Annotated in this window: 13 protein-coding genes and 1 pseudogene; 4 read left to right on the forward strand and 10 right to left on the reverse strand. The window is 71.9% G+C overall.

The annotated features are described in order from the left end of the window. Window positions 1-28 precede the first annotated feature (28 nt). The 6 genes from B042_RS0106955 to nirB all read right to left on the reverse strand — a co-directional run bounded on the left by B042_RS0106955 (window position 29) and on the right by nirB (window position 9,421). Window positions 29-3,613, reverse strand: coding sequence for a TM0106 family RecB-like putative nuclease (locus tag B042_RS0106955; protein ID WP_028647677.1), 3,585 nt, complete (start codon window positions 3,611-3,613; stop codon window positions 29-31). 137 nt (window positions 3,614-3,750) lie between these two features. Then, entirely contained in the window at window positions 3,751-4,443 is a 693-nt protein-coding gene (locus tag B042_RS26925; protein ID WP_028647678.1) for a septal ring lytic transglycosylase RlpA family protein, read from the reverse strand. Between the two features lie 271 nt (window positions 4,444-4,714). Continuing rightward, the gene (locus B042_RS0106965; RefSeq protein WP_028647679.1) at window positions 4,715-5,407 is read right to left on the reverse strand and encodes a sirohydrochlorin chelatase; all 693 of its coding nucleotides are present in this window, start codon (window positions 5,405-5,407) and stop codon (window positions 4,715-4,717) included. Further along, complete coding sequence (locus B042_RS0106970) at window positions 5,404-6,552, reverse strand: uroporphyrinogen-III synthase (RefSeq protein WP_028647680.1); 1,149 nt, start codon at window positions 6,550-6,552, stop codon at window positions 5,404-5,406. Before B042_RS0106970 ends, B042_RS0106965 begins: the two co-directional genes overlap by 4 nt. Further along, window positions 6,549-6,917 (reverse strand): nitrite reductase small subunit NirD, encoded by a 369-nt coding sequence (nirD, locus tag B042_RS0106975; RefSeq protein WP_028647681.1) that lies wholly within the window; start codon window positions 6,915-6,917, stop codon window positions 6,549-6,551. The genes B042_RS0106970 and nirD overlap by 4 nt, the downstream gene beginning before the upstream one ends. Further along, on the reverse strand, window positions 6,914-9,421 hold the full coding sequence (nirB, locus tag B042_RS0106980; protein ID WP_028647682.1) for a nitrite reductase large subunit NirB: 2,508 nt from the start codon (window positions 9,419-9,421) through the stop codon (window positions 6,914-6,916). The genes nirD and nirB overlap by 4 nt, the downstream gene beginning before the upstream one ends. A 122-nt stretch (window positions 9,422-9,543) precedes the next feature. Here nirB and B042_RS22205 point away from each other — a divergent pair, with 122 nt between their 5' ends. Together B042_RS22205 and B042_RS22210 are read left to right on the forward strand one after the other, a co-directional pair. Continuing rightward, complete coding sequence (locus B042_RS22205; RefSeq protein WP_051415517.1) at window positions 9,544-9,837, forward strand: helix-turn-helix domain-containing protein; 294 nt, start codon at window positions 9,544-9,546, stop codon at window positions 9,835-9,837. Between the two features lie 160 nt (window positions 9,838-9,997). Beyond that, window positions 9,998-11,140 carry a calcium/sodium antiporter gene (locus B042_RS22210; RefSeq protein WP_231493858.1) on the forward strand — a complete coding sequence of 381 codons (1,143 nt, stop codon included), beginning with the start codon at window positions 9,998-10,000 and terminating at the stop codon, window positions 11,138-11,140. 98 nt (window positions 11,141-11,238) lie between these two features. Here B042_RS22210 and B042_RS0106995 read toward each other — a convergent pair whose 3' ends face one another. From B042_RS0106995 to B042_RS0107005, 3 genes are all read right to left on the reverse strand, one after another. Next, complete coding sequence (locus tag B042_RS0106995) at window positions 11,239-12,687, reverse strand: FAD-dependent oxidoreductase (RefSeq protein WP_369797679.1); 1,449 nt, start codon at window positions 12,685-12,687, stop codon at window positions 11,239-11,241. Window positions 12,688-12,767: 80 nt separating this feature from the next. Next, a complete protein-coding gene (locus B042_RS0107000) occupies window positions 12,768-14,861 on the reverse strand; it encodes a molybdopterin oxidoreductase family protein (RefSeq protein ID WP_028647684.1) in 2,094 nt (697 codons plus the stop codon). Then, window positions 14,858-16,237: an MFS transporter gene (locus B042_RS0107005; RefSeq protein ID WP_028647685.1), complete on the reverse strand. Its 1,380-nt coding sequence runs from the start codon at window positions 16,235-16,237 to the stop codon at window positions 14,858-14,860. Before B042_RS0107005 ends, B042_RS0107000 begins: the two co-directional genes overlap by 4 nt. 345 nt (window positions 16,238-16,582) lie before the next feature. Here B042_RS0107005 and B042_RS22215 point away from each other — a divergent pair, with 345 nt between their 5' ends. Together B042_RS22215 and B042_RS22220 are read left to right on the forward strand one after the other, a co-directional pair. Then, window positions 16,583-17,482, forward strand: a complete 900-nt coding sequence (locus tag B042_RS22215) for a Rieske 2Fe-2S domain-containing protein (protein WP_051415518.1) — start codon at window positions 16,583-16,585, stop codon at window positions 17,480-17,482. Continuing rightward, window positions 17,475-18,330 (forward strand): annotated as a pseudogene (locus B042_RS22220) (SDR family oxidoreductase). Before B042_RS22215 ends, B042_RS22220 begins: the two are co-directional and overlap by 8 nt. Before the next feature lie 71 nt (window positions 18,331-18,401). On the opposite strand, the gene B042_RS0107020 reads toward B042_RS22220, so the two are convergent. Then, window positions 18,402-20,492, reverse strand: a complete 2,091-nt coding sequence (locus B042_RS0107020) for a catalase (RefSeq protein ID WP_028647686.1) — start codon at window positions 20,490-20,492, stop codon at window positions 18,402-18,404. Window positions 20,493-20,620: the final 128 nt, after the last annotated feature.

A 20,620-nucleotide genomic window follows, 5' to 3' on the forward strand; every position in this document is an offset into this window, starting at 1 on the left:
GGTGCCGGTGGGTGGGACCGGCCGGGGGTCAGGTGTGGGGCCAGGGTCGGGCGCCGGCGGTCAGGCGGGTGAAGCCGGCGAGCAGGCGCAGTTCGTCGACGGTGCGGGGTGTGGTGGCGAGCAGGTCGGGCGAGTAGGTGAGGACGGCCAGGAGGCGGGCGCGGGAGAGGGCGACGTTGAGGCGGTTGCGGTCCAGGACGAAGGCGGGGCCGCGGGTGGTGTCGGCGGCGTTGGAGGCGGTCATGGAGCAGATGACTGCGGCGGCCTCTTGGCCCTGGAAGCGGTCGACGGTGCCCACGCGGACGCCCTCCAACGCGGGGGTGGTGCGGGCGGCGTGGGCCAGGGCTCGGCGTAGGGCGCGTACTTGGAGGTTGTAGGGGGCGACGACGAGGATGTCGGCGCCGGTGAGGGGGCGCGGGGCGTGGTCGGGGCCGTCGGTGAGGCGGTGGGTGGTGAGGGTGCGGGCAAGGGCGACGACGGCGTCGGTCTCTTCGGGGCTGTGGGTGGTGCGGCCGGTGTGGGTGACGGGGTGGGTGTAGATGCCGGGTGGGGTGCCGGTGAGGGTGCGCTGGGCGGTGGTGGGGTGGGCGTGCAGGCGTCCTTGGTAGGACAGGTCGGAGACGGCCTGGCAGACGTCGGGGTGCATGCGGCGGGTCTGGTCGAGGAAGTAGCCGCGTGCGGGGTCGATGAGGGGTGCGGTGCCCATGAGGTGTTGAAGGGCTGAGGCGTCGGCGCCTTCGCCGTGGGTGCCCTGGACGACCTGCGGCAGTTGGCGGGGGTCGCCGAGCAGGACGAGGTTGTGGGCGGCTGCGGAGACGGCGAGGGTGTCGGCGAGGGCGAACTGTCCGGCTTCGTCGATGATGAGGACGTCGAGGGGGTCGGCGACCATGGCGGCGTTGGTCATGGCCCAGGCGGTGCCGCCGATGAGTGTGGGGTGGCCTTGGGCGGTGTGCTGGGTGCGCCAGCGGGCCAGGGCCTGGGGGGTGGCGGGCTGGTCCCAGGGCGGTGCGGGTTCGGTGGTGTCCTTCTTGGTGTTCTTGGCGCGTTTGGCGGCGGGCAGGTCGACGTGGGCGGCGGTGGCGGTGTCCAGGGCGGCGTGCATGAGGTTCTCGACGGCTTTGTGGCTGGTGGAGCAGACGCCGATGGTGCGGCCCTGACGGGCCAGGTGGGTGATGAGTTGGGCGGCCAGGTAGGTCTTGCCGGCGCCGGGCGGGCCCTGGACGGCGAGGTAGGAGTGGTCGAGGGCGTCGGCTGCGGCCAGGGCGGCGGCGATGGGGTCGCCGCCGTGGTCGGCGGCTGTGGGGAGGGGGCCGCCGTGGGTGAGGCGGGGCGGGGTGCGGCGCAGGAGGTCCAGGCCGGGGTGGTGGGGCCAGTCGGGGAGGGTGTCCACGGCGGCGCGCGCGGTGAGTTCGAGGGCGCCGTCCTTGGGGCGGGGGTTGACGGGGGCGCCGGGTAGCACGGCGGTGGGGGGCCGGGAGGTGGTGGTGTCGGGGTCGCCGGTCTCGGTGAGGGTGAGGGTGTCGGCGTCGGTGTCGGTGATGGTGGCCTGGGTGGTGGTGGCGTTCTGCCCGGGGGCGGCGGGGTAGAGCAGGTGGACGTCTTGGCCGGGGGTGAAGGGGTGGGGGCGGGCGGTGTCCAGGCGCATGGTGATCTCACGGCGGGCCTTGCGCTGGCGGCCGGCGGGTGGGATCCACTCCCCCGTGCGGACGTGCCAGGGGACGGCGCAGTCGGTGTCGGTCTCCAGGTCGGTCAGGGGTGCGCTGGTGCGGCGGTAGTGCTCGCGCCAGGGCGGGAGGTTCTCGCGCTGGTAGTAGCCCACAAGGGCGGCGAGTGTGGCGCGTGTGCGGGCGTCGTCGTCGCGGTCGGCCGGGGCGGCGGGGACGTCGGAGAGCAGGGGGCGGGTGAGGGCGTCCAGGCGGGCCTGTTTCTCGGCGCGGGTGCGGGCGCGTTCGGCGTCGTCCTCGGTGAGTTCGATCTGGGTCGGGGGACGGCCGGTGATGCCCTGGCGGGTGCGGTGCTCTTCGAGCCAGTCGCGCAGGCGGGCGGTGGAGTGGCAGTCGTCGCGGTTGTAGGCGGCGATGTCGTCCAGGATGCGGGTGGCGGTGCGGTGGTCGCCGCGGCGGTGGGCGGCCTGGTAGGCGGCGTAGGCGTCGATGGAGGAGGTGGCGGTGGTGACGCCGCCGCTGCGGGTGGCGGGCAGGTAGAGGGGTTCGAGGTATTTGATGGAGTAGGAGCGCTGGGAGACGCGCAGGCTCTTGCGGACGACGGTGTACAGGTCGATGAGGCGGTTCTCGCGCAGGAGGCGGTTGACCTCTTCCTCGCGGGTGGCGTATGCGGAGCTGAGGTGTTTGAGGCGGTCGGCCTCGTATGAGGCGTAGTGGTAGAGGTGGGCGTTCTCGTCAGTGTCGATGCGGCGGCATGCGAAGTCGACGAAGTCCTCCAGGGCCTGTTTCTCCTGGGCGCGGTCGTGGGCCCAGAAGGCGTGGAAGGTCTCGTGGCCGTGTTCGTCCTCGGTGGTGGCGCCGAAGAGGTATTCCAGGCCGCGGCTGTCGTCGCGTGAGTGGTAGGGGTAGCCCTCCATGTCGAAGAAGAGGTCGCCGGGGCTGGGGGCGGGCAGGCTCGCCAGGCCGTCGGGGGCGAACACTTCGGCGGTGACGGTGCCCTGGGGGTCGGCGGGGGTGCGGGTGGTGTCCTGGCGGACCTGGAGGGCGGCTTGGGCGCGCAGTTGGTCGAAGGTGCGCTGGGGCAGGGTGGCGGGGCGCTGGTCGTCGCGGGCTGCGGCCAGGGCGTCGATGGTGTGCACTCCGGCGGTGGTGAGTTTGGCGGCCTGGTCGGTGCGCAGGCCGGCGACCAGGGACAGGTGGCGGGCGGCGGTGCGCCCTTGGCCGCACCAGGCGGCGTAGCCGCAGCCCTCGCAGGCGGGTCGGGGCTGGCCCCAGGCGGGGGTGGGCAGCGCCGGGGGGCGGGCCAGGCGGGTGGTGAGGCGCTGGGTGAGGCGGTCCAGGACGGGGAGGAAGTCGTGGGTGGGCAGGGTGTGGGTGCGGCCGTCGCCGGTGAGCAGGTGCATGTGTGCGGGGGTGCGGCCGGTGGCGTGGCCGGTGGCGTGGGCGTAGGCGGTGAGTTGGACGACGGCGCCGGGGCCGGGGCGGTGGGCGAGTTTGGTGTCCCAGGGTTCGTAGGTGTGGGGGCCCTCGTGGTCGGGGCGGGGCCGTCCGGTGTCGGGGTCGAGGTCGGAGCGGATGAGGAAGTCGGCGCGGCCGTGGAAGGCGACGGTGTCAGTGAGGGGGTGGTGGAAGCAGCCCTGGTAGATGGCGGGGGCGCCAGCGTCCATGGCGGCGGTGGTGGCTTTGGCGGCTTGGGTCAGGGAGGCGTCGTCGGGTTCGGGTGGGCTGATGTGGACTAGGTCGGGGCCCAGCAACGAGGTGAGGCGGTCGAGTTCGGTGTGTTCGTGGTCGTGGCCGTGCTGGGCGATGAGGGGGTCGATGTCCTGGGGTGCGGGGGCTCCGGGGGTGTGGGTGGCCAGGGCAGCTTTGAGGGCGCTGCGGTGGTCGCACTCCAGGGTGTCGACGAGGTCGCTGGGTGAGACGACCCAGCCGGTGGTGGTGCGAAACAACGCGCAGGCCCTCCTGGTGGTGGTGTGGTGGGAGGGATTGTGCCACGTCGGGGCGACCGGTGCGGGGGTGTGGACGCAGTGCGGCGCCCCGCCTCTTCTCCCAAAGGCGGGGCGCCGCACTGCGGTGGCGGGTCCGGTCAGCCGACGACCTGCCAGTCGACGGTGCCCACCCCGGCGGAGATGGGGAAGATCTGTTCGAAGGCGGTGGTGGACAGGTCGAGGCAGCGTCCGCTGATGAAGGGGCCGCGGTCGTTGATGCGTACGGTGACGGAGGCGCCGGTGCCGGTGTTGGTGACCTGGACCATGGTGTTGAAGGGCAGGGTCTTGTGGGCGGCGGTCAGGTCGCTGGGGTCGAAGGTCTCGCCGTTGGCGGTGGCCGAGCCGGCGAGTTCGGCGCCGTAGTGGGAGGCCTGGCAGGTGCCGTCTTGGCCGGTGGGCTGGAGGTCCTCTCCCCCGCCGTCGGCGGCGGGGGCTGGGTCGGGTTCGGCGGGAGGCAGTGCGGGGCCTTGGGCGCTGGCGCTCTGGTGGGCCTGTTCGGTGGCCTGCCGTGCTTGTTGGGCGGTGTCGGTGTCGGGCGAGGCGGCGCTGGTGAGGGGGTCGGGGTCGGCCTCGGGGACCAGGGTGGCGCTGGTGGCCTGTCCGGGGTCGGTGAGGACGACGGCGGCGGTGGCGGTGCCGCCGAGTAGGAGGGCGGCGCCCGCTGCGGTGGCGGTGATGGCGGCGGTGCGTCTTCTGCGTTTGCGCGTGGCGGTCTGGCGGGGCCCGGGGGCGGGGCGGGGTTCGGCTGGCGGTTGTGCGGCGGTGTGGTGTGTGTCGGTGTGTGGGCCCACGGTGGTCCTCGCAGAAGGTGGCGACGGGGTGTGCGGCCGATGCTGTGGGCGCTCCTGCGGGTGGCGCGGCAGGGCGCGTTCGTGGTGCGGGCCCCGGGTGGGGCGAGGGCTCGGCCGTGACCGCCGGCGTCGGGTGTGTGCTCGCGCGGGGTGTGGCCGCTGAGCCTAAGGGGTCACGCTCAGGTAACGGTACCCGAAAGGGGAGGTTTGTGGAACTTCTTGCGCCGGTCGGCGGGACGGGGCCTCTCCCCCGCCCCGCCGACCGGCGCGCTCAGACCGGCTGGGGGATGGCGGCCCGGCGGTAGCGCTCGGCCACGGCGTGGGCGATGCCCGGGTCGGGGCACAGGGGGGCGGCCACGACGTCGGCTCCGCAGCGGGCGAGGCGGTCGTGGAACAGGCCGGGGGCGAGCAGCCAGGAGGCGATGGCCACGCGCTGGTGGCCCTGGGCGCGCAGGCGCTGGACCTGGTCGGCGACGGTGGGGGTGCCGGTGGCGATGTAGCTGCAGGTGACGGGGGTGCCCAGGCGGGTGGCCAGGGCGCGTGCCGCGGTGTGCAGCTCGGCCTTGGCCCGGGGGTCGGAGGTGCCGGCGCAGGCCAGGACGACGGCGTCGCCGGGGCGGTACCCGGCCTGGGTGAGGCGGCGCACGGCTGCGTCGGTGAGGGCGGGGTGGTGGCCCAGGGCGGGGGTGAGGACGGCGTCGGCGCGCCCTGCGTGGGCGAGCTGTTCGGGGAGGTCGGTGCGCACGTGGTAGCCGCTGGCCAGGAAGGCGGGGACGACCACGAGGGGGCCGGGGGTGGCGGCCGCGACGTCGCCGACGGTGGGGGTGAGGACGTCGGCGAAGGCCAGGTGGGTGGGCTGGCGGGTGATCTCGGCGACGCGCAGGGCCAGGGAGTGGGCGATGGCGGTGCCGTGGGGGCGGCGGGTGCCGTGCACGGCCAGGATGAGGGCGGGGTGTCGGTTCATCGGCTGCACTCGTCGGTGTCCAGGGCCAGGCGGTAGCCGCGCTTGACGACGGTCTGGATGATCTTGGCGTCGCCCAGGGCGGTGCGCAGGCGGGCCACGGCGGTCTCCACGGCGTGGGCGTCGGCGTCCTCGCCCAGGCAGGTGAGCAGGTGGGTGCGGTCGCGGACCTGGCCGGGGCGGCGGGCGAGTTCGCGCATGAGGCGCATGAGGGTGGGTGAGAGGGCGTGGACGGCGCCGTCGACGAGGACGGCGTGTCCGCGCAGGCGCAGGCGGTGTCCGGCGACGTGGAGCGTGGGGAAGCGGGCGGGAAGCTCTTCGGCGAGTTTGCGGACCTGGGCTCCGATGCGGGCGCGTTGGGGCCACACGGTGGGGATGTCGTGGGCCATGAGGGGGCGGGCGGTGACCGGGCCCACGCACATGGCCAGGACGTTGCCGCGCAGGGCGTTGACCAGGGTGCCGTGCTGTTCGAGGGTGTGGGCGCGCTGGAGGAGCCCGGCGGCGGCGGGTGCGCTGGTAAAGGTGACGGCGTCGACGCCGCCGCCGGTGATGGTGTCGATGAGGCGGTCCAGGGGGGCGGTGTCGGCTGGTTGGGTCCAGCGGTAGACGGGGACCTCGACGACCTCGGCTCCGGCCAGGCGCAGTGCGGCGGTGAAGTCGGGCAGGGGTTCGCCGTGGAGCTGGATGGCCACGCGCAGTCCTTCAACGCCTTTGTCGAGGAGGTAGTCGAGGACTTCGGCGGAGGATTCGGAAGGGGGCGACCACTCCTCGTTGAGGCCGGCGGCGCGGATGGCGCCCTTGGCCTTGGGGCCGCGGGCCAGGACGCGGGAGCCGCGCATGGAGGCCAGGAGGGGTTCGGCCATGCCCCAGGTCTCGCAGGCCTCGATCCAGCCGCGGAAGCCGATGCCGGTGGTGGCGATGACGACGTCGGCGGGTCGGCGGGTGAGTTCGGTGGAGACCGCGGCCAGGCGCTGGTCGTCGCTGAGGGGGACGATGCGCAGTGCGGGTGCGGCGACGACCTCGGCGCCTTTGCGGCGCAGCAGTGCGGTGAGTTCGTCGGCGCGGCGGGCGGCGGTGACGGCGATGGTGAACCCGGCCAGGGGCGCGGTGGTGGGCGGTGCGGGTGCGGTCGGCACACTGCTGGTCACGGTGTTTCCTCTTCGCTGGCGCGGGTGCGGATCTGGATGGTGTCGCCGGTGGTGCGTACGGGCCAGGTGGTCAGGCGGGTGTCGGGGTCGTCCAGGCTCTGTCCGGTGCGCAGGGAGAAGACGTTCTTGAGCATGGGTGAGGCGATGGTGGGTTCTCCGGCGCGGTCGCCGACGATACCGCGTGAGAGGACGGCCGCGTGGGTGAAGGGGTCGATGTTGTCGACCGCGTACAGTTCGTCGTCGCGGGTGCGGAAGAGGGCGGCCTGGCGGCCGTCGGGCAGTAGGACGGCGACGCCGTCGGCGGGTGCCAGGCGCGGGGCGGGGCAGGCGTTGATCCAGGTGTCGGTGGCTGTGGCGGTGGTCATCGGTTGGCCTCCTGGGGTCGGGTGGCGGGCATGCCGAGGTCGAGGGGTGTGCCGGGGATGGGCTGGTCGCGTTCGGTGGTGAAGGTGATGGTGGGGTCGGGCGTGTCGGGGGCGTTGGCGAAGGAGACGAAGCGGGAGAGCTTGTCGGGGTCGGTGAGGACGTCGGCCCATTCGTCGCTGTAGCTGGCGACGTGGCGCTCCATGGCCTGTTCGAGCTCTTCGCCGATGCCGAGGGAGTCGTTGACGACGACGTCGTGGAGGTGGTCGAGGCCGCCTTCGAGGGCTTCGATCCAGGGTGCGGTGCGCTGGAGGCGGTCGGCGGTGCGGATGTAGAACATCAGGAACCGGTCGATGTAGCGGATGAGGGTTTCCTCGTCCAGGTCCGAGGCGAGGAGTTCGGCGTGGCGGGGGGTGAAGCCGCCGTTGCCGCCGACGTAGAGGTTCCAGCCGTTGTCGGTGGCGATGACGCCGAAGTCCTTGCCGCGTGCCTCGGCGCATTCGCGGGCGCATCCGGAGACGGCGGACTTGAGTTTGTGGGGTGAGCGCAGGCCGCGGTAGCGCTCTTCGAGGCGGATGGCCAGGCCGACGGAGTCCTGGACGCCGTAGCGGCACCAGGTGGTGCCCACGCAGGACTTGACGGTGCGCAGGGACTTGCCGTAGGCGTGGCCGGATTCGAAGCCGGCGTGGACGAGGCGGGCCCAGATGGCGGGCAGTTGTTCGAGGCGGGCGCCGAAGAGGTCGATGCGTTGGCCGCCGGTGATCTTGGTGTAGAGGTTGAAGTCGCGGGCGACTTCGCCGATGACGATGAGCTTGTCGGGGGTGATCTCGCCGCCGGGGATGCGGGGCACGACGGAGTAGGTGCCGTTGCGCTGCATGTTGGCGAGGTAGCGGTCGTTGGTGTCCTGGAGGGTGGCCTGTTCGCCGTCGAGGATGTGGCCGTTGCCCAGGGAGGCGAGGATAGAGGCGACGGCGGGCTTGCAGATGTCGCAGCCGTGGCCGGTGCCGTAGGCCTCGATGAGGGCGGAGAAGGTCGTGGTGTTGGTGGCCCGGATGATCTCGACGAGTTCGGCGCGTGCCTGGGGGAAGTGTTCGCACAGGGCCTTGGACTGTTCGATTCCGGCCTGGTCCAGGAGTTGCTTGAGCATGGGCACGCACGAGCCGCAACTGGTGCCGGCCTTGGTGCAGGCCTTGAGGGCGGGCACGTCGTGGTGGCCCCCGTCGATGGCTGAGCAGATGGTGCCCTTGGTGACGGCGTTGCAGGAGCAGACCTGGGCGTCCTCGGGCAGGGCGTCGGCGCCCAGGGCGGGGCCGCCGTCGGGGGTGATGAGGGTGAGGGGGTCGCCGGGCAGGGGGGAGCCGACCAGGGGGCGCAGAGTGGCGTAGGCGGAGGCGTCGCCGACGAGAACGCCGCCCAGGAGGGTGGCGGCGTCGTCGGAGATGACGAGCTTGGCGTAGCGGCCGCTGGCGGCGTCGTTGACGACGACGTCGAGGGCGCCTTCGGTGCGGCCGTGGGCGTCGCCGAAGCTGGCCACGTCCACGCCCAGGAGCTTGAGCTTGGTGGAGGTGTCGGCTCCGGTGAAGGTGGCTCTGCCGCCCAGGAGGCGGTCGGCGACGACCTCGGCCATGGCGTTGCCGGGGGCGATGAGGCCGTAGACGGTGCCGTTGTGGTTGGCGGCCTCGCCGATGGCGTAGATGCGGGGGTCGCTGGTGGTGCAGGTGTTGTCGATGGCGATGCCGCCGCGTTGGCCCAGGGCGAGGCCGCTGGAGCGGGCGAGGTCGTCACGGGGGCGGATGCCGACGGAGAAGACGACCATGTCGGCGTCCAGGCGGGTGCCGTTGTCCAGGAGCAGGCGGGTGGCGCGGCCGTCGGGGCCCGCTTCGATGGCGGTGGTGGCGGCGCCGGTGTGGACGGTGACGCCCAGGTCGCTGACCAGGTTCTTGAGCAGGGCGCCGGCACCTTCGTCGATCTGGGCGGGCATGAGGTGGGGGGCGAGTTCGACGACGTGGGCGTTGAGGCCGAGCAGGCGCAGGGCGTTGGCCGCTTCCAGGCCCAGCAGTCCGCCGCCGATGACGACGCCGGTGGCGGCGTCCTTGGCGGAGGCGGTGATGGCGTCGAGGTCTTCGATGGTGCGGTAGACGTGGCAGCCGGGCAGGTCGTGGCCGGGGATGGGCGGGACGAAGGGGGTGGACCCGGTGGCCAGGACGAGGCGGTCGTAGGGCAGGGTGCGGCCGCTGTCGGTGGTGACGGTGCGCGCGGTGCGGTCGATGGCGCTGGCGCGTTCGGACACGTGCACGTCGAGGTGGTCGCCGGTCTGCTCGCCCAGGGAGAGGTCGGCGGCGGTGGCGCCGTCGAAGTAGGAGGACAGGGCGACGCGGTCGTAGGCGGTGCGGGGTTCCTCGCCGACGATGGTGGTGTGCCACTGGTGGTCGGTGTCGCGGTCGCGGAGGGCCTCCAGGAGTCGGTGGCCGACCATGCCGTTGCCGATGACGACGAGTTCTTCCATGGGGTGCGGGCTCCTGACGGGTGCGGGCCGGTGTCTGTTTTTCAGGCAACCGGGAGGGTGTTACCCGCGCGTCAGGCGATTGTGACGGCCGCGTTTCGTTGTGCTGTCACCGCAGGTGAGAGATGTGTGATCGGTCGGGTGGCGCGGGTTGCTGGGGCGGGCGTCGGGAGCTGCTGGCCGGGGTCGACGCGCAGCGGCTCGTCCGGATCCGCGAGGAGCGTGGTCTGACCCGGGCTGATGTCGCCGGGAGGATGGGTGCGGCCAAGGGGCGTGTCAGCCAGATCGAACAGGGCGAGGTGTTCACCGTCGAGGCGATCGCGCGCTATGTGGGTGCGCTCGGAGGCGGGCTCAGGCTCACCGCGGACTTCGACGGGTGCAGTTACACCGTGAGTACGGACCGGCTGGAGGCCTGCTGACGGTGTGAGCGGGTTGCCGCTCCCCCGCCCGGTGCCCGCCCCCGTGGGCGCGGAGCCCCTGCGAATCGGGGCATCGGGGCCTCCCTCGGGGGGAGAAACCCCTACCGTTGGGTATGTCGAGCGCGGATGCGGTAGGAACGGAAAGGCTCCTGTGGACGCTGTGGTGTTTCTCGCCTTGTTGGCGGGGTTCGTACTGTTGATCGTCGGAGGGGAGTCGCTCGTCCGGGGGGCCGGCTCCCTGGCCCGGAGCCTGGGCATGTCCTCCCTGGTCGTGGGGTTGACCGTGGTGTCCTTCACCACGTCGGCGCCGGAGCTGGCCGTCAGCACCGGTGCCGCGCTGTCGGGCTATCCGGGTCTGGCCGTGGGCAACGTTGTGGGCAGCAACATCGCCAACGTCCTGTTCGTCCTGGGGGCGGCGGCGCTGTTCGTGCCGCTGCTGGTGCGCTCCCAGGTGGTGCGCACCGACATCCCGGTGATGGTACTGCTGTCGGTGGTGGTGCTGGTGATGGCGCTGGACGGCACGGTGGGGCGCCTGGACGGCGCGGTGCTGGTCGCGGCCCTGGTGGTCTACATCACGGTCACGGTGGTGGTCTCCCGTCGGCGCGCCGCTGCCGCCCCCGAGGAGGAGGGCGTCGGTGGGGCCGACGGCGGTCCCGGGACGGCGCGCTCCGGGGGGCGGGCGCGGCGGGTCCTGGTGGATGTGGGGCTGGTGCTGCTGGGCACGGCCCTGTTGGTGGTCGGCGCGCGGCTGTTGGTGTACGGGGCCAGCGAGATCGCCGCGGCGCTGGGAGTGAGCGACCTGCTCATCGGGCTGACCGTGGTCGCCATCGGTACGTCCCTGCCGGAACTGGTGACGTGTGTGGTGGCGGTGGTGCGGGGTGAGCGCGACATGGCGGTGGGCAACGTCGTGGGCAGCAACCTGTTCAACATCGGTGCGGTGCTCGGGCTGACGGCGGTGGTGGCCCCCTCGGGGATCGCGGTGGCACCCGAGGCGCTGCGCTTCGACCTGCCGATCATGGTGGCGGTGGCGCTGGTGCTGCTGCCGCTCTCCCTGACCCGGCTGGGTGTGGCGCGCTGGGAGGGCGCCCTGCTGGTGGGGTTCTACGCCGCCTACATCGCCTACCTGGTGCTGGAGGCCACCGACCACGCGGCGCTGCTGCCCTACAGTGCAGCGATGCTGTGGTTCGTCCTCCCGATCACTGTGCTGTGGCTGGTGTCGGTGGCCGTGTACGAGTGGACGACCCGGCAGCGGGGAGGAGACCGGTCCGAGTTCTCCTCGCCTGTGGCGGTGAACAAGGACTGAGGGGGCGGGGCGGCCAAGGCCCGCCTGGCCTGGGGTAGGGCTGCGCCGTGGGAGGCGGCCCCGCCCCCTTTCTGGGGAGAGCGCGGCGGCGGTGCCGGTCAGCCGGTGGGCGCGGGGTTGGCCGAGTTCAGGTCGGCGAGCAGGGCGTTGACGTCGCGCACGCATCCGCCGCAGCCGGTGGTGGCGCGGGTGGAGCAGGCGACGGCCTCGCGGTCGCGGGCGCCGTCCAGCCAGGCCTGTTCGATGTCGGTGCGGGTGACGGCGTTGCAGCGGCACACGAGGCTTTCTCCGCTGTCGGCGGGGTCGTCCTGGGGTGCGGCGGTGGGCAGGCCCTGGACGAGGGCGAGGCGGTCGGCGGGCACGGGCGCGCCGGTGTCGTGGAGTTGGGAGACGGTGGCGGCGGCCTCGGGGAAGCCCAGCAGGACGGCGCCGACGACGCGTTCGTCGCGGACCACGAGTTTGGCGTAGCGGCCGCCGTGGGGGTCGCTGACGGTGACGGTGTCCAGGTCGGGGTGGTCGTCGTCTTCGTGGACGGTGCCGAAGGAGGTGAGTTCGATGCCTTCGGCCTTGAGGCGGGTGACGGGTGTGCTGCCGCGGTAGGCGGCGCTGGGGTCGGTGCCGATGAGGCGCTTGGCCAGGACGGCGGCCTGTTCCCATCCGGGCTGGACCAGTCCGGCGCCGCCGCCGGGGTGCTGGGCGCAGTCGCCGATGGCGTGGACGCGCGGGTCGGAGGTGGACAGGTGGTCGTCGATGACGATGCCGTGGTCGGTCTCGATGCCGGCGCTCTGGGCCAGTTCGATGTTGCCGCGCACGCCGGCGGTGACGACGAGGACGTCGCCGGGCAGGATGCGGCCGTCGTCCAGTTCCAGGCCGGTGCCGGGGATCCAGCGGGAGGCGACCCTCCAGGAGTGGACGGTCACGCCCAGCTCCCCGTAGAGGCGGCCCAGGATCTTGGCGGCGGGCTTGTCGATCTGGCGGCGCATGATCCAGGGCGAGGACTCCACGACGGAGACGCGGGCACCGCGGCTGGTGAGTCCGCGGGCAGCTTCCAGGCCCAGGACGCCGCCGCCCAGGACGACGACGGGGGCGCCGGGGCGCACCAGGGACAGCAGGCGCTGGCAGTCGGCGAGGTCGCGCAGGGCGGTGACGCCCTCTCCGGGGGTGCCGTCGGGGTGGGCGACGCCGGTGATGGGGGGGAAGGATGCGCGGGCGCCGGTGGCCAGGACGAGTTCGTCGTAGGTCAGGTGGGTGCCGTCGTCCAGGGCCAGGGTGTGCTGTTGGGTGTCGATGGCGGTGGCGGCGGTGCCGGTGCGGATGGTGACGCCGGGTGTGTCGGGCACGGGCAGGCGGATCTGGTCGGGTGTGTAGTCGTCGGCGACGATGCCTGAGAGCAGGACGCGGTTGTAGGCGGGTTCGCTCTCCTGGCCGACGACGGTGATGTGGGCGCGTTCGCCCGCGGGGTCCAGGCGTGCGGCCTCCCCGGCGAAGCGGGCGCCGACCATGCCGTTGCCGACGACCACGATCTGGCGCGCGGGTGCGCTGGTCATGGTGTTCAACTGTGCCTCCTGGTGTGGGATGGGGTGTCCCGGGCGGCGTCGGCCGGGCGGCGGTCGGTTGCGGTGGGTGTTCAGGGTGCGGGGTCGGGTTCCAGGCGCACGGCGGCGACCTTGAACTCGGGCATGCGGCTGGTGGGGTCCAGTGCGGGGTTGGTGAGGTTGTTGGCGCTCTGTTCGCCCGCGTAGTGGAAGGGGACGAAGACGGTGTCCAGGCGGGCGGTGGGGGTGAGCCTGACGCGGGCGCGGGTGTGGCCGCGGCGGGAGGTGAGGCGGGCCCACTGGCCGTGGGTGAGTCCGGCGCGGGCGGCGGTGTCGGGGTGGACCTCGACGTAGGCGTCGGGTTCGGCGGCGGTGAGTTCGTCGACGCGGCGGGTTTGGGCGCCGGACTGGTAGTGGCCCATGAGGCGTCCGGTGGTGGCCAGGAGCGGGTAGTCGGGGTCGGTGTCCTCGGCCGGGGGGCGGTGTTCGACGCTGTGGAAGCGGGCGCGCCCGTCTGGGTGGGCGAAGGAGTCCAGGAACAGGCGGGGGGTGGGGGCGGAGTCGGCGCGTACGGGCCAGTAGAGGGCTTCGCCGTCGTCGAGGCGCTGGGGGGTGGCGCCGGAGTAGTCGGCGACGCCGCCGGAGGAGGCGCGGCCGAGTTCGGCCAGGACGGTGTCGGGGTCGGTGGGGAAGCGTTGGGCGGGCTGTCCCAGGCGGGTGGCCAGCGCGGAGAGGATCTCCAGGTCGGTGCGCACGCCTGCGGGGGGCGCTGTGGCGCGGCTGCGGCGCAGGATGCGCCCTTCGAGGTTGGTCATGGTGCCCGATTCCTCGGCCCACTGGGCGGTGGGCAGGACGACGTCGGCCATGGCGGCGGTCTCGGACAGGACGAAGTCGGCGGCGACGAGGAAGTCCAGGGAGGCGATGCGGGCGCGGACGCGGTCGGTGTCGGGTGCGGAGACGACGGGGTTGGAGCCGAACAGGAGCATGGCGCGGGGCCCGCCGCCGTCGCCGAGGGCGTCGAGGAGTTCGAAGGCGGAGCGTCCGGGGCCGGGCAGGGTGTCGGGGTCCACGCCCCACACGCCGGCGACGTGGGCGCGGGCGGCGGGATCGTCGATCTTGCGGTAGCCGGGGAGCTGGTCGGCCTTCTGGCCGTGTTCGCGGCCGCCCTGGCCGTTGCCCTGGCCGGTGATGCAGCCGTATCCGCTGCCCTGGCGGCCGGGCAGGCCCAGGGCCAGGGCGAGGTTGATCCAGGCGGAGACGGTGTCGGTGCCCTTGGAGTGCTGTTCGGTGCCGCGGCCGGTGAGGATGTAGGCGGAGCGGTGGGCCGCGGCCTGGCCGAGCAGGTCGGCGGCGGCGCGGATCTGGGTGGCGGGGACGCCGGTGACCTGCTCGGTGCGTTCGGGCCACCAGGCGGCGGCGTGTTCCCAGGTGTGGTCGAAGCCGGTGGTGCGGGCGGCGACGTAGTCGCGGTCGGTGTGGCCGCCGATGTGGGCGGCGTGCAGCAGGCCCAGGGCCAAGGCGAGGTCGGTGCCGGGTCGGGGGGCCAGGTGCATGCCGCCGCCTGCGAGGGCGGCCTGGGCGGTGGCGGAGCGGCGGGGGTCGATGACGATGAGGGTGGGTGCGGACAGGTGGCCCATCATCGGGGGCATGGTCTCGGCGGGGTTGGCGCCGGCCAGCAGGACGACCTCGCAGGTGCCGACGTCGGTGAGGGGGAAGGGCATGCCCCGGTCCAGGCCGAAGGCCTTGACGCTGCCGGCGGCGGCCGAGGACATGCAGAAGCGGCCGTTGTAGTCGATCTGGGAGGTGCCCAGTGCCAGGCGGGCGAACTTGCCCAGGGCGTAGGACTTCTCGTTGGTGAGGCCGCCGCTGCCGAACACCGACACCGTGTCGGGACCCGACTCCGCCCGGAGGGTGAGCAGGCGTTCGGCGATGTGGTCCAGGGCGGTGTTCCAGTCCACCTCGACCAGGTCCGCGTTGCGGTCTTTGCGCATCAGGGGCCTGGTGAGGCGGTCGGGGACGGTGAGCACCTCGGCGGAGGTCCACCCCTTGCGGCACAGGCCTCCCCGGTTGGTGGGGAAGTCGGCCGGGCGGGCGGTGAGGGTGCCGTCGTCTGCCGGCTGCAGGTGCATGGCGCACTGCAGGGCGCAGTAGGGGCAGTGGGTCCGGGTGCTCGGGGCCTGGGTCATCGTGCAGCCGTCTCCGTGGTGGTGGCCTGGGCGGTGGCGGTCAGGGCAGGGGTGCGCATGTAGACGAGGTAGGTCAGGGCGGCGCACACCAGGTAGTACATCAGGAAGGCGATGAAGCCGGGTGCGGCGGAGCCGGTGGAGGCGAAGGACTCGCGGAAGACGAGGTTGATGCCGACGCCGCCCAGGGCTCCCATGGCGCCGATGAGGCCGAGCATGGAGCTGGAGACGCGCTTGTTGAAGGCCAGGGTGTCCTCGCGGGGCGCGCCTTCGGCGATGGCGTTCTGGGCCTTGGCGGCGTAGATGGAGGGGATCATCTTGTAGGTGGAGCCGTTGCCGACACCGGTGAGGACGAACACCACGATGAACGCGGAGACGAACAGGGCGAGGTGGTCGGCGTTGATGGAGAAGATGACGACTCCGGTGCCGGCGACCATGGCCAGGAAGTTGAGCAGGGTGACGCGGGCGCCGCCGAAGCGGTCGGCCATCTTGCCGCCGATGGGGCGGATGAGGGAGCCGATGGCCGGGCCGAGGAAGGTGACCATGGCGGCCTGGAGCGGCTGGAGGCCGAACTGGTTCTGCAGCAGCAGGCCGAAGGCGAAGCCGAAGCCGATGAAGGAGCCGAACGTGCCGATGTAGAGCACCGACATCATCCAGAAGTGGCGGTCCTTGGTGGCGGCCAGTTGGGCGCTGATGTCGGGCTTGGCGCTGGTGAGGTTGTGCATGCCGCGAGAGGCCACCCAGATGGCCAGCAGGATGAAGGGCACGTAGAACAGTGGGACGAGCGCTCCGCCTTCGACGGTGAAGACGGCGATGATGGCTAGGCCGACGAGCTGGACGGTGGCGACGCCGATGTTGCCGCCGCCGGCGTTCATGCCCAGGGCCCAGCCCTTCTCCTTCTCGGGGAAGAAGAAGTTGATGTTGGCCATGGAGGAGGAGAAGTTGCCTCCGCCTACGCCCGCGGTGGCGGCCAGGGCCACGAACACCCAGTAGGGCGTCTCGGGGTGCTGGATGAGGTAGACGGCCAGCAGGGTGGGCACGAGCAGGGTGATCGAGGAGATGATCGTCCAGTTGCGCCCGCCGAACATGGGCACGGCCAGGGTGTAGGGGATGCGCAGGACGGCACCGACGAGGGAGACGATCGACACGAGCAGGAACTTCTGCTCGGGCGCCCAGTCGAATCCGGCGTCGGGCGTCATGAACAGGGCGAGCACCGACCAGAAGCTCCAGACGGAGAAGCCGATGTGCTCGGAGAAGATGGACGCCCACAGGTTGCGCTTGGCGATGGGTCGGCCGGTGGTGTTCCAGAACCTGTCGTTCTCCGGATCCCAGTCGCTGATCCAGTGCTTGCCCGTGCGTGTTCCGGCTTCGGGGGTCACGGCCGGCCCTTCCTACTCGGTGGTGTTGACGAAACCGAAGGTAGGAAGGGCGCGTTGCCTGGAGGTGTCCGGCCGTAACACGCGAGAAACAGTCGTCTCACCCGACGGTCATCGAGGCGGTGAGAACCCCGCCCTCACGGCGTGTTTTGGAGTGCGCACGGTACGGATGCGGTGTTGGCCGCGGTCACCCGCACCACTCCTGGCCAGAGCCTTCGGGGCGGTGGGGGCCGATGGTCGGCACCGCTCTGCCCGAAGGCGGCTTGCCGGGATAAAATCCCAGTTCACAAACGGTGTGAGATGGGCTGGGCCCGCATGATGGCGAGGGCTGTGGGTAGTGGCCCTGCCATGAGACTCGGAGAACGCGTACGCACGATCGAGCGCGAGGAACGACTCGATCCGGCGGCGGACCGGCTCCAGGAGCTGGCCGACACGGTACCCGACGGACCCGTGCGGGACCTGGTGAACGGTGTCCACCTCGGGCATCCGGTGCATCCGCTCGCGGTACATCTGCCCCTGGGCGCGTGGCTGTCGGCGACACTGTTGGACCTGTTGCCCGGTGACCACCGGGCCGGAGCGCACGCCCTGATCAACGTCGGGCTGCTGAGCTCGCTGCCGGCCGCGTTCAGCGGACTGGTCGACCTGTCCAGCGAGCACAGGCGGCACAAGCGCGTCGGCGTGGTCCACGCCGCGGCCAATGGCTGCGGGATGCTGCTTTTCGGGGCCTCCTCGCTGGCGCGTACTCGCGGCCGGGACGGGTGGGGCCTCGCCCTGGCCCTGGCAGGCCTCGGCGCGGTCGGTGAGGGTGGATCCCTCGGCGGCCACCTCGCCTACTACCGGGCGGTGGGCGCCAACCACGCGGACCACCTGCTCGACCGCATACCGGCGCAGTGGAGCGACCTCGGCGCCCTCGACGGCTTCGCCGACGGCGAGTTGGGGCAGGCGTGGGTGAACGGTACGCCGATCGTGGTCGTGCGGTCGGGTGCGACCGTGCGCGCCCTGATCGGGACGTGCCCCCATAGGGGCGCGCCGCTGGCGGAGGGCACCCTGGCGCACGGGTGCCTGCGGTGCCCGTGGCACGGCAGTGAGTTCCGTGTCGACGACGGTTCGGTCGTCCACGGGCCCGCAACGGCGGCGCTGGAGAGCCTGGAGGCAGCGGTGGTCGGCGGTCGCGTCCGGGTCCGGCTCAGGGGGGTCCCTCCGCGCCGCGGAGACGGAGGGCGAGCGGGGGGAGAGGGAGATGGGTGACAGACAGCCGCCGGCCCAGAGCCAGGACCACCCCGGACGGACCGGCCCCATGGAGCCTCAGCCCCGTGACGAGATGCGCGGATACGAAGGCGGGGAGCTGCTGCGGGGCAGCCGGGCGCTGATCACGGGGGGCGACTCCGGGATCGGCCGTGCCGTGGCGGTGGCGTTCGCCAAGGAGGGTGCGGACGTGGTCTTCGGTTACCTGAGTGAGGACGAGGAGGCCCGGCACACGGTTGGCCTGGTGGAGAGGGAGGGACGCCGCGCGGTTGCGGTCCGGGGCGATGTGGCCGATGAGTCCCACTGCTCTGAGCTGGTGCGCCGGGCCGCCGAGGAGTTGGGCGGCATCGATGTGCTGGTGGAGCACGCTGCCACCCAGAGCCCGGTCGACGACTTCACGGACCTGAGCACGGAGGTTCTGCGCCGGACGTTCGACGTCAACGTGATGGGGGTGTTCTGGACGATCCGCGAGGCGCTCCCGTACATGTCCGAGGGGGGAGCCATCATCATCACCGGCTCGGTCAACGGTCTGCGGGGCAAATGACTCGCTGATCGACTACGCGGCGAGCAAGTCCGCGGTCATGAACCTGTCCCTGTCACTGTCCAAGGCCCTGCGGGGGCGGGGCATCCGAGTGAACTGTGTGGCCCCGGGGCCGGTGTGGACGCCGCTGATCCCCGCAACGCTGGGCGAGCGCGGTACCGAGGGCTTCGGTGCGCAGGCGCCCATGGGCCGGGCCGCCGATCCAGACGAGATCGCCCCTTCGTACGTGTTCTTCGCGAGCGGGCGCCTCTCGTCCTACTACACGGGTGAGACCCTCGCCCCGACCGGCGGGGAGATCCAGCCGAGCTGAAACGCGGACGGCGGCGCGTGGTGTCCGTGCGCCGCCGCCGGAGCCCCTCCCGTGTGTGGGAGGGGCGGGTATCAGGCGCCGACGCCGTCGGTGGGCCGGTCCCAGTGGCGGTGCAGGCCGATCAGCCGGGCGAACTCCTCGGTGAGTTCGTGGTCGGCGTCGGGCGACCGCACCACGCCGTGGGTGCTGTCCGTTCCCTGGACGGGGCGCGACAGCGACTCGGGCACCCCGGGGCCGTTGAGCAGTGCGGCTCCGGCACCGATCGCAGCGATCGCTTTGTGGTGCTTGTACGCCTCCAGGACGAAGTGCCGGGCCGCGCCGTCCACGGTGAGCGCCTCGACCTCGCCGCCCGGAACCGCCACGGCGTCGTAGAGCACCGAGGACACGGTGGTGTGGGCGCGGTCTACCTGCAGGGTTGCGCCGTCGCGGGTACGTACCTCCCCGTCCAGTGGCGCGAGCATCTCCACGACAGCCCCCCTGGCCGTGAGGGAGTCGCGCAGCGCCTCGGCGGCCGTGCTGTCCACCCCGTGAGCGACCAGGACCGCGACCTGGCGTCCGGTCAGGGCGCCGAAGGCGGTGTTGGCCTGGCTGAGAGCGGGTGAGGCGGGGGCGGGACCGGTGGCGGTCTCGGGTTCCTGGGGCGGTTCCACCCCTATGCCCTCGGCGACGTCAGCGGCAAGGGCGTAGTCGACGTTGACCAGGTTGGCGACCACGCGTCGGCGCACCCCGAGCTCCTCGCACTTGCCGAGTTCGAAGCGGAAGGCGGCGACGAGGTGGTCCCGCTCCCAGTGGGAGAGGCTGTTGAGGAACAGCCGCGCCTGGGAGTAGTGGTCCTTGAAGCTCTCCGCACGCTGCCGGACCTTGCGGCCTTCCAACTTCTCCGTGTAGTGCCGGTAGACGCTCTCGTCGGCCAGGGCCGGGCAGCCGCCGCCCAGGGAGTTCGGGAAGTACGAGGTCCGCCCGCGGTGCACTCGGTGCTGGGCGAACCCGTCGCGCTGGTTGTTGCTCACCTGCGCCACTGGTCGGTTGACCGGTATTTGCTGGAAGTTGGAGCCGCCCAGGCGCAGCAACTGCGTGTCCAGATAGGAGAAGTTGCGGGCTTGGAGCAGGGGGTCGTTGGTGAAGTCGATGCCCGGGACCACGTTGGCCGTGTGGAAGGCGACCTGCTCGGTCTCGGCGAAGAAGTTGTCCGGGTTGCGGTTCAGGACCAGTCTTCCGATCGGCCTGACCGGGACTTCCTCTTCGGGGATAATCTTCGTGGCGTCCAGCAGATCGAAGGCGAAGCGGTGCTCGTCCTCCTCGGGCACCAGTTGCACACCCAGCTCCCATTCGGGGTACTGGCCGCGTTCGATGGCCTCCCACAGGTCGCGGCGGTTGTAGTCGGGGTCCTTGCCCTGGATGCGCTGGGCCTCGTCCCAGACCAGCGAGTGCGTGCCGAGCAGGGGCGTCCAGTGGAACTTGACGAAGGTGCCCCGGCCCTGGGCGTTGACGAACCGGAAGGTGTGGACTCCGAAGCCCTGCATGGTCCGGTAGCTGCGCGGGATCGCGCGGTCGGACATCAGCCACATCATCATGTGGGTGGTCTCCGGTTGCAGGCCCACGAAGTCCCACAGGGTGTCGTGGGCGGACTGGGCCTGCGGGATCTCGTTGTGGGGCTCCGGTTTGACCGCGTGCACGAAGTCCGGGAACTTGATGCCGTCCTGGATGAAGAAGACCGGCATGTTGTTGCCGACCAGGTCGTAGTTGCCCTGCGTGGTGTAGAACTTGACCGCGAAGCCCCGGACGTCGCGCACTGTGTCCGCCGACCCGCGGGAGCCCGCCACGGTGGAGAAGCGGACGAAGACCGGTGTGGTGACGTCGGGGCCGCTCAGAAAGTGCGCGGACGTCACGTCGGACAGGTCCTCGTAGGGCGTGAAGTGGCCGTAGGCGCCCGCACCCCTGGCGTGCACGACCCTCTCCGGGATGCGCTCGTGGTCGAAGTGGGTGATCTTCTCCCGGGCGTGGAAGTCCTCCAGCAGGGTCGGACCGCGCTCGCCGACGCTCAACGCGTTGTCGGTGTCCTCGACACGGACACCGGTATCGGTGGTGAGGGGGCCCGCCGAGTCGGTCCGGGATGCTTCCAGGAGCCGGTTCTTGGCGTCCTGTTCTTTGTCGTCGGTCATGGGTGAGCCTCCGAATCACGGAAAGCAAGGTTTGATGACTCTCGGTGTTCACACTGACCGCTTGGGAACGACTGCAAACCTGGTGCACCGAGAATTGACCCGCTCTGGCCCTGATCGGCCCCCGGCGG

This window comes from Nocardiopsis sp. CNT312, from assembly GCF_000515115.1.
Classification (GTDB): Bacteria; Actinomycetota; Actinomycetes; order Streptosporangiales; family Streptosporangiaceae; genus Nocardiopsis.